General features: G+C 74.1%; 13 protein-coding genes. 5 read left to right on the forward strand and 8 right to left on the reverse strand.

Translation table 11 applies throughout. The features are described 5' to 3' along the window. Positions 1 to 48: 48 nt before the first annotated feature. Both ACTEI_RS18195 and ACTEI_RS18200 read left to right on the forward strand, forming a co-directional pair. Entirely contained in the window at positions 49 to 1,389 is a 1,341-nt protein-coding gene (locus tag ACTEI_RS18195) for a glycoside hydrolase family 10 protein (protein ID WP_122978747.1), read from the forward strand. A 60-nt stretch (positions 1,390 to 1,449) separates the two neighbouring features. Then, entirely contained in the window at positions 1,450 to 2,682 is a 1,233-nt protein-coding gene (locus tag ACTEI_RS18200) for a CE1 family esterase (RefSeq protein WP_122978748.1), read from the forward strand. A 324-nt stretch (positions 2,683 to 3,006) separates the two neighbouring features. On the opposite strand, the gene ACTEI_RS18205 is transcribed toward ACTEI_RS18200, so the two are convergent. Beyond that, the gene (locus ACTEI_RS18205; protein WP_164466006.1) at positions 3,007 to 4,275 is read right to left on the reverse strand and encodes a TolB family protein; all 1,269 of its coding nucleotides are present in this window, start codon (positions 4,273 to 4,275) and stop codon (positions 3,007 to 3,009) included. A gap of 164 nt (positions 4,276 to 4,439) precedes the next feature. Continuing rightward, the gene (locus ACTEI_RS18210) at positions 4,440 to 4,844 is read right to left on the reverse strand and encodes a RidA family protein (protein WP_239082377.1); all 405 of its coding nucleotides are present in this window, start codon (positions 4,842 to 4,844) and stop codon (positions 4,440 to 4,442) included. 205 nt (positions 4,845 to 5,049) lie between these two features. Between ACTEI_RS18210 and ACTEI_RS18215 the strand changes: the two genes are divergently transcribed. Then, positions 5,050 to 5,523: a hypothetical protein gene (locus ACTEI_RS18215; protein WP_145831037.1), complete on the forward strand. Its 474-nt coding sequence runs from the start codon at positions 5,050 to 5,052 to the stop codon at positions 5,521 to 5,523. A gap of 102 nt (positions 5,524 to 5,625) precedes the next feature. Here the strand turns inward: ACTEI_RS18215 and ACTEI_RS18220 are convergent, their stop codons facing one another. Next, positions 5,626 to 6,489: a maleylpyruvate isomerase family mycothiol-dependent enzyme gene (locus ACTEI_RS18220; protein WP_239082376.1), complete on the reverse strand. Its 864-nt coding sequence runs from the start codon at positions 6,487 to 6,489 to the stop codon at positions 5,626 to 5,628. 46 nt (positions 6,490 to 6,535) lie between these two features. Here ACTEI_RS18220 and ACTEI_RS18225 point away from each other — a divergent pair, with 46 nt between their 5' ends. Continuing rightward, positions 6,536 to 7,702: an endonuclease gene (locus ACTEI_RS18225; protein WP_122978752.1), complete on the forward strand. Its 1,167-nt coding sequence runs from the start codon at positions 6,536 to 6,538 to the stop codon at positions 7,700 to 7,702. A gap of 234 nt (positions 7,703 to 7,936) precedes the next feature. On the opposite strand, the gene ACTEI_RS18230 is transcribed toward ACTEI_RS18225, so the two are convergent. The 5 genes from ACTEI_RS18230 to ACTEI_RS18250 all read right to left on the reverse strand — a co-directional run bounded on the left by ACTEI_RS18230 (position 7,937) and on the right by ACTEI_RS18250 (position 11,980). Next, on the reverse strand, positions 7,937 to 8,668 hold the full coding sequence (locus ACTEI_RS18230; RefSeq protein WP_239082375.1) for a class I SAM-dependent methyltransferase: 732 nt from the start codon (positions 8,666 to 8,668) through the stop codon (positions 7,937 to 7,939). After that, positions 8,665 to 9,153 (reverse strand): peptide deformylase, encoded by a 489-nt coding sequence (locus ACTEI_RS18235; RefSeq protein WP_122978753.1) that lies wholly within the window; start codon positions 9,151 to 9,153, stop codon positions 8,665 to 8,667. The genes ACTEI_RS18230 and ACTEI_RS18235 overlap by 4 nt, the downstream gene beginning before the upstream one ends. After that, complete coding sequence (locus tag ACTEI_RS18240; RefSeq protein ID WP_122978754.1) at positions 9,150 to 9,869, reverse strand: AAA family ATPase; 720 nt, start codon at positions 9,867 to 9,869, stop codon at positions 9,150 to 9,152. Before ACTEI_RS18240 ends, ACTEI_RS18235 begins: the two co-directional genes overlap by 4 nt. A 205-nt stretch (positions 9,870 to 10,074) precedes the next feature. Then, the gene (locus ACTEI_RS18245) at positions 10,075 to 10,599 is read right to left on the reverse strand and encodes a sigma-70 family RNA polymerase sigma factor (RefSeq protein WP_122978755.1); all 525 of its coding nucleotides are present in this window, start codon (positions 10,597 to 10,599) and stop codon (positions 10,075 to 10,077) included. 154 nt (positions 10,600 to 10,753) lie between these two features. Beyond that, positions 10,754 to 11,980, reverse strand: a complete 1,227-nt coding sequence (locus tag ACTEI_RS18250) for a chorismate-binding protein (RefSeq protein WP_122982240.1) — start codon at positions 11,978 to 11,980, stop codon at positions 10,754 to 10,756. Between the two features lie 121 nt (positions 11,981 to 12,101). Here ACTEI_RS18250 and ACTEI_RS18255 point away from each other — a divergent pair, with 121 nt between their 5' ends. After that, a complete protein-coding gene (locus ACTEI_RS18255) occupies positions 12,102 to 12,302 on the forward strand; it encodes a DUF5999 family protein (protein WP_122978756.1) in 201 nt (66 codons plus the stop codon). Positions 12,303 to 12,409: the final 107 nt, after the last annotated feature.

The following is a 12,409-nucleotide window of genomic DNA, read 5'->3' on the forward strand; positions in this document are numbered from 1 at the left end:
CCCCCCGGCCGGCAGGCGCGAGACGCCCGTCCGGAAAGGTCCCCAGCCATGCCCCTGTTCCCCAGAAGCCGCTCCCTGCTGCTGGCCTCGGCCACCGCGGCGGCCGTCGTCGCGGCCGGTGTCGCGGTGGCCGGCACCGCCGAGGCCGCCAGCACGCTCGGCGCGTCGGCGGCCCAGACCGGCCGCTACTTCGGCGCCGCGATCGCCGCCGGCCGGCTCGGCGACGCCACCTACACCGGCATCCTCACCCGCGAATTCAACTCGGTCACCCCGGAGAACGAGATGAAGTGGGACGCCACCGAGCCGTCCCAGGGCCGGTTCACCTTCACCAACGGCGACCGCATCCTCAACCAGGGCCTGTCCAACGGCTCGAAGGTCCGCGGCCACGCGCTGCTCTGGCACGCCCAGCAGCCGGGCTGGGCCCAGTCGCTGTCCGGCAGCGCGCTGCGCACCGCGGCGATCAACCACGTCACCCAGGTCGCGTCGCATTACCGCGGCAAGATCTACGCCTGGGACGTGGTCAACGAGGCCTTCGCCGACGGCGGCAGCGGTGGCCGCCGCGACTCGAACCTGCAGCGCACCGGCAACGACTGGATCGAGGCCGCGTTCCGCGCCGCCCGCGCCGCCGACCCCGGCGCCAAGCTGTGCTACAACGACTACAACACCGACGGTATCAACGCGAAGTCGACCGGCGTCTACACCATGATCCGCGACTTCAAGTCCCGCGGCGTGCCGATCGACTGCGTCGGCTTCCAGTCCCACCTGGGTACCAGCATCCCCGGCGACTACCAGGCCAATCTGCAGCGCTTCGCCGACCTGGGCGTCGACGTGCAGATCACCGAGCTGGACGTGGCGCAGGGCGGCAACCAGGCCACCATCTACGCCACCGTGACCCGGGCCTGCCTGGCGGTGTCCCGGTGCACCGGCATCACCGTCTGGGGCATCCGCGACAGCGACTCCTGGCGCACCGGGGAGAACCCGCTGCTGTTCGACAACTCCGGCAACCGGAAGGCCGCGTACACCTCGGTCCTCAACGCGCTCAACGCCGGTGGCACCACGCCGCCGTCCTCACCCGGCACGAGCACCCCGCCGCCGCCCGGGGCGTGCAGCGCCTCGGTGTCGCTCAACTCGTGGAGCGGCGGGTTCGTCGCCACCGTCCGGGTGGTCGCGGGCTCCGCACCCGTCACCGGCTGGACCGTCGGGGTCACCCTGCCCTCCGGCAGCGCGGTGACCGGCGTCTGGAGCGCCAGCAACAGCGGCGCGAGCGGCGCGGTCAGCTTCCGCAACGTCTCCTACAACGGCCAGCTCGCGGCCGGCGCCGCCACCGAGTTCGGCTTCCAGGGCACCGGCGCCGGCCCCACCGCCACGCCGGCCTGCTCGGCCGGCTGACCCCTCCAGCCATTCCCGGCGCCGGCCGGCACGACCGGCGCCGCAGGAAGGGAGCGTGCCATGTCCCGACGAGATCTGGTCGCGGTTCTTGCCGCACTGGTGCTGGCCACCGCGATGCTCACCGGCGTGCTCGGCCCGACCGCCGCCGCGGCGACGACCGCCGGGTGCGCCAAGGCGCCGACCCTGACCAGCGGCAGCCACACCATCCGCAGCGGCGGGCAGAACCGCACCTACATCCTGCGGATCCCGGACGGCTACGACCGCAACCGCCCGTACAGGTTGATGTTCGCCTTCCACTGGTTGAACGGAACCGCCAACGACGTGGCGACCGGTGGCGCCGCCGGCGCCACCTGGGCCTACTACGGACAGCAGCGGCTGTCGAACAACAGCGCGATCCTGGTCGCGCCGCAGGGCATCGACAACGGCTGGGCGAACACCGGCGGCCGCGACCTCACCCTGGTCGACGACCTCACCGCGCTGATCGAGGGCGATCTGTGCGTCGACACCACCCAGCTGTTCGCCCTCGGCTGGAGTTACGGCGGCGCGATGAGCTACGCCGTCGCCTGCGCCCGCCCCACCGTCTTCCGCGCGGTCGCGGTGCTCTCCGGAGCCAACCTCAGCGGCTGCGCCGGGGGCACCCACCCGGTCGCCTACCTGGGCATCCACGGCACCCACGACAGCGTCCTGGACATCTCGCTGGGACGCACCCTGCGCGACACGTTCGTGCGCAACAACGGCTGCGCCGCGCAGAACCCGCCGGAACCGGCCCGCGGCAGCCTGGCCCACGTCGTGACCGCCTACACCGGCTGCCGGGCCGGCTACCCGGTGGTCTGGGCCGCGTTCGACGGAGACCACACCCCGGAGCCGGTGGACGGAACGACCGCCACGAGCGGCGCCCGGACGTGGACCGGCGGCGAGATCTGGAAGTTCTTCTCCCAGCTGCCCGGTACGGCCACACCGTCCACACCGCCCACCACGCCCAGCGGCGCGCCGGGCGCCTGCGCCACCGCCTACCGTGTCGTCAACAGCTGGCCGGGCGGGTTCCAGGCGGAGGTCACCGTGTCGAACACCGGCACGGCGGCCACCAGGGGCTGGCGGGTGAGCTGGACGCTGCCCGCCGGGCAGTCGATCAGCCAGGTCTGGAACGGCTCGCTGAGCACCGCCGGCGGCGCCGCCACGGTCACCGACGCCGGCTACAACGGATCGGTGGCCCCCGGCGCCGGCACCACCTTCGGCCTGATCGCCACCGGCAGCCCGGCCACCACCCCGGCGCTCACCTGCACCGTCAGCTGATCGGTCGGCCCGCGGCGCGGGCTGACCGGCCGGCCCGGCGACCCGTCCGGGTCCCCGAGGTCACACCCCGGGGATCCGGACGTCCACGCCGGCGGCCATGCTGCCGGCGATCGGCGCGGCGTACAGGACGATTCGATCACGGCGATCCGGGTGGTGGCCGGTGGTGAGGCGCTGCTCGATCCGGCGGTGACCACCCGGGCGGCGTTCGCCGGGCGGCCGGGCCCGGTGCCGCCGCCCGCAGGCGGTGGTCTACGCGTACGCATCCGGCCCGGTCCGCGGGCCGATCCGCGACGGCCGGCACGGCGCCGGCCATCCGGTCCCGGCTCACCGCGCGGCGGCGAACACGTCGGCGGCGCCGCCCGGTCCCCGCGAGGTGAAGGCGACCTGCCGGCCGTCCGCGCTGATCGCCGGGCGGTCGTCGAAGCCCTCGCCGGGGGCGGTGACCGCGGTGGTCCGGCCGGCACGCATGTCGCGCACGAACACGTCCCGGTCGGTGGCGGGGTCGCCGGGCGTCAGGTTCGTCGCGTCCGAGTCGAACGCGACGTACCGGCCGTCCGCGCTGATCGACGCGGCGAAGGACGAGCCGTCCGCCTGGTCTCCGGCGCCGGACACGCTGACCCGGGTGGTGACGCCGGCCCGCAGGTCGCGCCGGAAGACGTCGGAACGCCCGTTGGTGTCGCCCGGCACCAGATCCGACGCCGTGCTCTCGTAGACGGCGTACCGGCCGTCGGCACTGATCGCCACGCCGTGGCTCTCGGTCTGCGGGGCGGTCTGGGCGCCGGAGCCGGACACGTCGACCCGGGTGGTGACGCGGGCGAGCCGGTCGCGGACGAACACGTCCAGGGCGCCGTTGGAGTCTCCCGGCACCAGGTTGGACGCGTACGAGCTGAACCCGACGTAGTGTCCGTCCGCGCTGATCGCGACGTCCACACTGAAGCTGTCGGCCTGGCCGGCGCCGGCCACGGACTCCCGGGTGGTGACCTCGGTCAGGCGGTCGTGGACGAAGACGTCCGTGGTCGCGTTGGTGTCGCCGGGCACCAGGTTCGTCGCGTCGGACAGGAAGGCGACGTACCGCCCGCTCCGGCTGATCGCGGGCTGGACGCTGCGGGCGTCGGCCTGCGCCCCGGCCCCGGACCGCGAGATCCGGGAGGTACGCCCGGTGGACCGGTCCAGCACGAAGACGTCCGAGGACTCGTTGGTGTCGCCGGCCACCACGTCGGAGGCGACCGAGTCGAACGCGACGTACCGGCCGTCGGCGCTGAGCGACGGCTGGCCGCTGGCGCCGTTGGCCTCCCCGCCGGCCGCGGACCGGCTCACCCGGCTGGTCGTGCCGGTGCGCCGGTCGCGCAGGAACACGTCGGCGGCGACGTTGAAGTCGTCGGGCACCAGGTCGTTGGCTTCGGACTCGAAAGCCACGTAGCGGCCGTCCGCGCTGATCGCCGGCCGGTCACTCGGGCCGCCGCCCGGCCCGCCGGTGCGCGACACACTGATCAGTTCCGGGCGGTCCGGCAGCGCGGCGGCGGGACCGGCGCCCGCCGTCACGGCCGCCGTCACGGCGACGGCCAGCAGCCCCGTGGTTCGACGAACGCGCATGTCACACCCTCTTCGTCTCCGCTGCCGACTCCTGACGGCCACCGTGGACGCCGAGCCCAGTATCCACCCACCGGTGTGACCCAGGGCACAGCCGAACGACCGATGACCGGCCCCGTGCGGTTCCGCCATGAGGCGGCCGGCCAGCGGCGGGCCGGCCGGGAGCGTCAGTCACGCAGGGCGGCGGTCAGGTCGATCTCGACGAGCTGGCCGTGGTAGCCCAGCGCCGCCACCCCCACCAGGGTGCTGGCCGTGCCGAACGCCGGGGCCAGCGGCGAGGCGTTGACCTGCTCCCAGACCGCCGAGAGGACGTCGCTGTCCGGGCTGACCACGTAGATCACCGACCGCACCACGTCGCCGGGCGTGGCCCCGGCCGCGGCCAGCACGGCCAGGCAGTTGGCGATCACCTGGGCGGTCTGTGCCGCGTAGTCGCCGTGCTCGCCGACCACCCGGCCGGACAGATCGAGCGGGCACTGCCCGGCCAGGTGCGCCAGCCGCCCCGCCTCGGAGATGGTCACATGGCTGTAGCCGGCCGTCGGGTGCACCGTGTCCGGACTGAACCTGGTAATCACCGGCCCATTGTGGACACCGTGCCCGGTGCGGGCCAGCCGATTACATCGCCCCGGTGCGAGCGGTGGCCCGCCCGGTCGTACCGGCACGGGGTGGGTTCTCGCCGGGCGCCGGCCCCGCGCGACCGACGGGTGATTGTGGCCGGTGGCCCCACTCGATATGTATGGGGACGGCATCCGGCCGCGTACCCGCGACGAAGGAGTCACCATGCCCCAGACCACCGGCGACGACGCCTCGGCCGACGGCGGAGCGGACCGCTGGCGCGGATTCGCCGCGGTCGTCGTCGCGGTCGCGCTGCTGCTCGGGTTCGCCGTACTGCTGATCTTCCTGGTCGGCAAGGCCGGCACCGCCGCCGACGGCGCCTGGTCGCGCTACGTCTACCTGTTCGGGGCGATGGAGGCGCTGGTCTTCACCGCGATCGGCTGGCTGTTCGGGCGCGAGGTGAACCGGCAGGCCGTGCAGAGCGCGGAGGCCCGCGCCGAGCAGGCCGCCGCCCGGACCGAGGAGGCCACCGTCCGGGCCGCGGAACAGCGGGCGAACGGGCGTGCGCTGCGCGCCGCGGTGGAGACCCGGGCGGCCGCCGCGCCCGGTGTCGAGGAGCGCGGCCTCACCGGCGGCGGCGCCGGCCGGGAGCTGCGCGAGCTCGCCGCCCTGGCGAAGGCGCTGTTCCCGGACAGATGAACCGGTTGCGTTCCGCCGTCGTGGTCGCCGATCCACCCCGGCCGGGCACGGCCCGGTCCCGCCGGGGCCTCGCGCTGCTGGTGGCGGATGTGACGGCGCTGGTCACGGCACCAGGGGGCCGGGGAGAACGGCGCGGGCTCTGCCGGCGTCACCGGCCAGCCGGGTCCAGGGCAGCCGGTTCCAGAGGGCCAGCAGCAGCTCCGGCGCGGTGCCGCGCAGCGCGGCGACCGGCTCGCCCGGTCCGATCGTCCACGACGTGCCGAGGTCGGTGGCGGTGAACCGGACCGCCGCCGCCGGCGCCGGCATCCGGCCCAGGCGCACCTGTCGCGGCACGAACACCTCGACCACCTCCGCCACCCCGTCGGCGCACTGCACCGCGTCGAGCTCGTCCGGGACGCCCAGCGCCCGCTGCGCGTCCCACCGGTGCACCAGCGTCTCCAGCCAGCGGCGGCGCCGCCAGAATCCGACGGTGCGCGGCGGCGCGAACGTCCACGCCCCGGTCGCCGGGTCCACCGCCAGCGTCTCGGCCAGCAGCCGGGAGGTGGCGGCGAACCAGGCGACGATGTCGGCCGGCGCCGGTGGCGGCTCGTGCGCGCCGTGCCGTTCCCGGACCGCCGCGACGACCCACAGGTTGCCCTGCCCGACGTGCTCGGCAAGGTCGCGCAGCGTCCACCGGCCGCAGTGCCCGACCGGCGCGGTCAGATCACCGCTCAGGCGTTCCTGGAACGCGGCCAGCTCGTGGCGCAGAAGTGTCAGATAGTCCAGCCCATGAGCCGGGACTCTACCCCGGGCCGATGTCCGGCGGTGCCCCGGCCGCGGCGCAGCCGGACCATCGAGATCCCTCCGTGGCGATCCACCACCGGCGGGTTCTGTCCGGTACGCCGGGCGAGTTGCCGAAGCGGCCTGCGCGACACGCCCGAGCCAGGTATGACTCAGGTGGTATGTGTGCGCCCGTCCGCCACACACGCACACTCATAGCTGTCTATACAGCCCGGTGGATCGGAGCGTCCCCATGCCCGTACCGCGACCTTCCCGGCGTGTCCTGACGCTGACCGGCCCCGCCCTCGCCGGGCTGCTCGCCCTGCTCTTCGCCCTGGCGTCGGCGCCGGCCACGGCGGCCGCCCCGCTCACCGTCGCGCAGGCGATCGCGGGTCAGACCGGCACCGGCACGGTCACCGGATACATCGTCGGCGAGCCGACGGCCGCCGACACGGTGCGCTCCAGCGGGTTCACCGGCGACACCGCGCTGGCGATCGCCGACAGCCGCGGCGAGACCAGCACCGGCCGGATGCTGTACGTCCAGGTCACCAGCGCGTACCGGGCGAGCTTCGGGCTGCTCGGCAATCCGTCGCTGATCGGCCGGCCGCTCACCGTGACCGGAACGCTGACCGCCTACTTCACCCACCCCGGGCTGAAGTCACCGACCGCGATGGCGCTCGGCGCCACCAGCGCTCCGACCGCCACCGTGACGCCGACCGCGTCCGGCGGCACCGACGGCTACTACGCCGCGGCGCTGGGCAAGTCCGGGGAGAACCTGAAGACCGCCCTCCACAAGATCATCTCGACCGGGACGACCCGGCTGTCGTACGACGCGGTCTGGACGGCGCTCAAGGTCACCGACCAGGACCCGGCGAACCCGTCCCACGTGATCCTGCTGTACTCCGGGATCAGCCGGGCCAAGTCGCGCAGCGGCGGGGACAGCGGCGACTGGAACCGCGAGCACGTGTGGGCCAAGTCGCACGGTGACCTCGGCACCGCCGCCGGCCCCGGCACCGACCTGCACCACCTGCGCCCGGAGGACGTCACGGTCAACGCCGTACGCGACAACAAGGATTTCGACAGGGGCGGCAGCGCGGTCTCCGGCGCCCCGGGCAACTACACCGACGCCGACTCGTGGGAGCCGCGCAACGCGGTCAAGGGCGACGTGGCCCGCATGATCTTCTACATGGCGGTGCGGTACGAGGGCGCGGACGGCTGGCCCGACCTGGAGGTCAACGACTCGGTCGCGAACGGCAGCAAGCCGTACCTCGGGCGACTGTCGGTGCTCTTGCAGTGGAACACGCTGGACCCGCCGGACGCCTTCGAGAAGAACCGCAACCAGGTGATCTACAGCTCGTACCAGCACAACCGGAACCCGTTCATCGACCACCCGGAGTGGGTCGGCTCCATCTTCGCCTGACCGCCACCGAGCGCCCGTCCCCGCGGGTTCCCCATCGCCCGCCGCCCGGCCGCCGCCGGGCGGCAGGCGGGCGGCAGGCGGCGGGCGGCAGGCGACCGGCAGCAGGCGACCGGCAGCAGGCGGCAGGCGGCAGGCGGCAGGCGGCGCTCCGGAAGAACCGCGGGGCGGCGGGCGCCGAACGCGGCAGGGGCGCGGGGCGGCGGGGTGGTCGCCGCGGTCGTCTCCGCGTACGCGTCAGCGGGTGAACACGGCGCGCCAGCGCAGCCGCAGCCGGGACCCGGCGGCGGGGATCCGCTCGACCGTCACGGGGCGCAGGCCGCGGCCGGCGAAGGCGTCGATCTCGGCGCGGGTCAGCGGCCACGGCGGGCCCTCCCCCGGCGTGTCGGTGGCCGCGGCGGCGAGCACGAGCAGCGTCCCGCCCGCCGCGACGAACTCGCCCACCGCGCCGATCGCCCGGGCCCGGATCCCGGCCGGCAGCGCCTGGACGTTGTTGCTCTCCAGCACGAGGTCGAACGCCCGGCGCCAGGCCGGTGGCGGGTCCAGCAGGTCGGCGACCCGGTAGTCGACCGGCGAGCCGGGGTGCCGTTCGCGGGCCAGGGCGATCGCGGTCTCGGCGATGTCGAAGGCGGTCACCGTGTACCCGAGCGTGGCGAGGTGCTCGGCGTCGCGGCCGGGGCCGCAACCGACCACCAGCGCGCGCCTCCCCTCGCCCGGCGGCAACCCGAACTCCCGCAGGTGGACGCTGGCCGCGGGCGCGTCCCAGGGCACCACCGCGTGGCCGTCCCGGGCCTGCGCGTAGAGCCGCTCGAACCATCCGGTCGGGTCGCCGGCGGCCAGCGACGCGGCGGCGAACCGCCGGGTGTCGGCGGGCCCGGGCGGCAGCGCGGCGTCACCGGGACCACCGCCCGGCCGCGGCACCGCGTCGGCGGGGTCCGGCAGCGGCGCGGCGTGGCCGCAAACGGTCACCGGGGGACCACCCGGCGCAGCTCGCGCAGCGCCTGCCGGCGGACGTCGCCGGTGAGCGTGTCGATGTAGAGCCGGCCGTCCAGGTGGTCGGTCTCGTGCTGCAACGCCCGGGCCAGGAACCCGGTGCCGTGGATGACGACGGGTTCGCCGTGCTGGTCGAAGCCGCGCGCGGTGACCGACATGGCCCGCTTCGTGGCATAGCCGAGGCCGGGCAGGGACAGGCAGCCCTCGTCGTCCTGCTGCTCACCCTCGTGATCGGACAGCACCGGGTTGACCAGGTGTCCGACCTGGCCGGCCACGTTGTAGGAGAAGACCCGCAGGCTCACCCCGATCTGCGGGCCGGCCACCCCGGCGCGGCCCGGCTCGCGGACGGTGTCCTTTAGGTCCCGCACGATCTCGCGCAGGGCGGCGTCGAAGTCGGCGACCGGGTCGGCGGGCGTGCGCAGGACCGGGTCACCGTAGAGCCGGATCGGCCTCACTGTCATGCCGCAAAGCCTATCCGGTCGTTACCTTCGCCCGCCTGTGCCTCGGCCGGCCCGGCAGTCGCGACCAGGCGCAGCCCCGCGAACCGGATGGCGGTCAGTCCGGCCGCCGCGGCCCGGTCGATGATCGTGATGGTGGCGGCGTCGCGGTGGATCGGATGGCCGGGGTCGGCCACGTCGCGCAGCAGTCGCTGCCAGTTGCGGCAGTGCGCGGCGAACACCGACGGACGCACCTTCCGCTTGCGGGCCTCCTGCCCGGCGAGCGCCACCCGCGGATCGACGTCCAGCAGCAGCAGGTGGGTACGCCGGCCGGCGCGCCCGGCCGCCGCGGTGATCAGCTTGCGGGCCCAGGCCCGGGTGCCGCACTCGTGCACGACGATCGACTCGCGGCCGCGCAGGGCACGCAGCAGGCGCAGGTAGTGGCTGGCGTGCACGAGCGGCCGCCAGTACCGGTAGGGCAGCGCGCCGAGGTACCGGCTCAGGCGGGCCCGCTCCTGCTCGGAGTCGAGCACCCGCACGCCCGGCTGCGGCAGCAGGCGCTTGAGCAGCGTGGTCTTGCCGGCCCCGGGCACACCGGCGACCACGAGCAGCGAGCCGGCCGGGAAACCGAGCTCCCCGACCGGACGGCCGCGCAGGTCACGGCCGGCGGCCGGGGCGATGTGCACGGTCGCGCCGGTGGCGGCGGGGTCGAGGACCGCGAGGTCGGCGAGGGTTGCCATGGTCGTTCCTTCCCGCCGGGGCAGGAACCGAACTCCCGTGACCGCCGAGACCCCGGCCCCCGTCCGCGGCGACACACGTCACCTGCAGGGCCGAAGGTCTGGTCCGCCCCGGGTCGCCCCGGAACCCGGCCGCCGGGCGCCACGCGGGCGCCAGGATGTCGAACGGCCGGCGAAGGACTACTCCCCTTCGGCGCAGACAATACCCTCACGCCGCAAACAACGTGGGACGCTCGCGCAGCAGCATGTGCTTGAGTTTGATCAGGGACCGGCGGGTCTGGCTCTTGACCACCGTGATCGGCACGCCGAGCTCGGCGGCCACCTGTTCCACACTGTGGTCGGCGAAGTACCGCAGCAGCACGATCGCCCGGTCCCGGGCGGGCAGCCGGCCCAGCGCGCTCATCATGGTGACCCGCAGGTCCGCGTCGACGGTGTACGACGGCTCGCGCAACCGGCCCGGTGTCGTCTCGGTGGAGCTGCGCCGCCGCCGGTGGTCGAGGTAGGTGCGCAGCAGGACCTTGTGGGCGTACGCCGGAAGGTTGTCGCTGCCGGCGGCCCGCTCCCAGCTCAGGAACAGCTTGGTCAGCGTGGCCTGGGTGAGGTCCTGGGCCAGGTGCCAGTCCCGGCACAGCTGGTACGCGCTGCTGTGCAGGCGCGCGGAGCTGGCGTACGCGAAGCGGGTGAACTCCTCCCTCGGGGAGGGAGCCGACGGTGGGGTGAGGAGTTCAAGCATGACCAGGGTGTCGCCTTCTCTGCAGCCACCGTGGCCGTTCTGCCACTGTGGACCGTCTCCGTGGAACGCGTGCGCCAAAGTACGCGTTCATCCCGCGTTCGTGGGGGCGGACCGTGAGAGTGGCACGCAATGGGTAGAGAAGGCTCGGAAGCGCCTATGCGGGGGCTGTGACCGCACCCGCCAGCGCGGCGCGCAACGGGGCGGCCTTGGCGGCGGCCTCGGCGACCTCCGCGGCCGGATCGCTGTCCGCGGTGATCCCGCCGCCGGCCCAGGTGTGCACGCGGCTGCCGTCGACCGCCACGGTGCGGATGCTGAGCCCCAGGTCCAGGTGGTCGTGACCGATCCAGCCCAACGCGCCCATGCTCACCCCGCGGCCGACCGGCTCCAGGGTGGCGATCTGTCGAAGGGCGGCGAGCTTGGGAGCTCCGGTGACACTGCCGCCGGGGCAGACCGCGCGGAGCAGGTCGGCGAGGTCGAGGTCGCCGTCGAGGGGCGCGGAGACGACCGATTCGGCCTGCCACAGGTCGCACCACCGGCGGACCGCGAACAACTCGTCGACGCGGACCGGCCCGGCGCCGGGCAATCGGGCCAGGTCGTTGCGTTCCAGATCAACGATCATGACGTGTTCGGCGCGTTCCTTGGCGGAGGCCAGCAGGTCGCGGCGACCGGCCGCGGTGGCCGGGCGGGTGCCCTTGATCGGCCGGGTGAGCACCCGGCCGTCACGAACCTCGACGAGGGTCTCCGGCGACGCGGTGGCCAGCGCCCAGCCGCCGTCCGGCGCGGCCAGGACGCCGCCGTACCGCGCGCCGGGCAGGGTGGCGACGCGGCGCAGCGCCGCGGCCGGATCCGCGGTGTACGGCGCGGCCCCGTGCCCGACCACGTTGACCTGGTAGACGTCGCCGCGCCCGATCGCGTCACGGACTCGCTGGACGGCGCGGGCGTGCTCGGCGGGTGTCCAGCTCTCCCGCCACGGGCCCAGGCGCCAGCCCGCGGACCGGGCCGGCGCGTCCGGCGGCGGCCGGTCGGTGTGTTCGTGGACGACCGCGTACACGTCGGGGATGCCGGGCACCGGACTGGGGGCGCCCGGAGTGGCCTGGATCATCACGCATCCGGCATCTGCCGACACGTAGAGCGATGCTCCGCACAGGAGGCCATGACCGTTAGGCCGGTATTTGTCAGCCGAACGGCCGAGGTTTCGCACCGGCAGTCCGTTGTCGGCGAGGAAGGCGGTCAGAAGCTCGGCAGGGTCACCGGAATCACCCCGGCGCCACGCGAACACACGTAACGCATGGTGACGGGCACGGCAGGCGGTCGGCGCCGCCGGCGGAGCGACGGAGGGAGACAGCCGGCAGTGGTCGCCGGACCCCGGAGCGTGGACCATCGATACCGCGAAATCGCGGTCGGACGCCGTCACCGCCGGGCACCGTCATCGTTCGATGTGAGGTAACGTTCGACCCCGACTTTGTGAACCTTCACACAGCCCCCTACCGGAGTAAACGCTGATGTGCCAGCACCAATCCCCCTGCCCCCCAGCCGACGCGATCGACCGGGAGGCCGCCCGCACCGTGGCGACCTTCCAGGAACAGGGCTGGAGCCTGCTCTGCAACGGCGTCATCGTCTTCGAGGACACCGGTGAGCTGCTTCCGGACGGCACCACGATCGAGCCGCACCGCGGTCCGGCACGGCACGCTCTCGCTGCGTAATCACCCAGGGTAACGAAACCACCGCGGTGGCGGCGGTGGGTTCTGCCCGCGCGCTCGGGGCTGCACCGAAAGACGGCGCAGGCCGCGATCATGATGACCGCGACCTG

Source organism: Actinoplanes teichomyceticus ATCC 31121 (assembly GCF_003711105.1).
GTDB classification, from domain to species: Bacteria; Actinomycetota; Actinomycetes; order Mycobacteriales; family Micromonosporaceae; genus Actinoplanes; species Actinoplanes teichomyceticus.

Bases quoted from the DNA above. Each gene is read 5' to 3' on its own strand.
- ACTEI_RS18195 (WP_122978747.1), top strand. From the start codon at position 49: ATGCCCCTGTTCCCCAGAAGCCGCTCCCTGCTGCTGGCCTCGGCCACC.
- ACTEI_RS18200 (WP_122978748.1), top strand. From the start codon at position 1,450: ATGTCCCGACGAGATCTGGTCGCGGTTCTTGCCGCACTGGTGCTGGCC.
- ACTEI_RS18205 (WP_164466006.1), bottom strand. From the start codon at position 4,275: ATGCGCGTTCGTCGAACCACGGGGCTGCTGGCCGTCGCCGTGACGGCG.
- ACTEI_RS18215 (WP_145831037.1), top strand. From the start codon at position 5,050: ATGCCCCAGACCACCGGCGACGACGCCTCGGCCGACGGCGGAGCGGAC.
- ACTEI_RS18225 (WP_122978752.1), top strand. From the start codon at position 6,536: ATGCCCGTACCGCGACCTTCCCGGCGTGTCCTGACGCTGACCGGCCCC.
- ACTEI_RS18235 (WP_122978753.1), bottom strand. From the start codon at position 9,153: ATGACAGTGAGGCCGATCCGGCTCTACGGTGACCCGGTCCTGCGCACG.
- ACTEI_RS18240 (WP_122978754.1), bottom strand. From the start codon at position 9,869: ATGGCAACCCTCGCCGACCTCGCGGTCCTCGACCCCGCCGCCACCGGC.
- ACTEI_RS18245 (WP_122978755.1), bottom strand. From the start codon at position 10,599: ATGCTTGAACTCCTCACCCCACCGTCGGCTCCCTCCCCGAGGGAGGAG.
- ACTEI_RS18250 (WP_122982240.1), bottom strand. From the start codon at position 11,980: ATGGTCCACGCTCCGGGGTCCGGCGACCACTGCCGGCTGTCTCCCTCC.
- ACTEI_RS18255 (WP_122978756.1), top strand. From the start codon at position 12,102: ATGTGCCAGCACCAATCCCCCTGCCCCCCAGCCGACGCGATCGACCGG.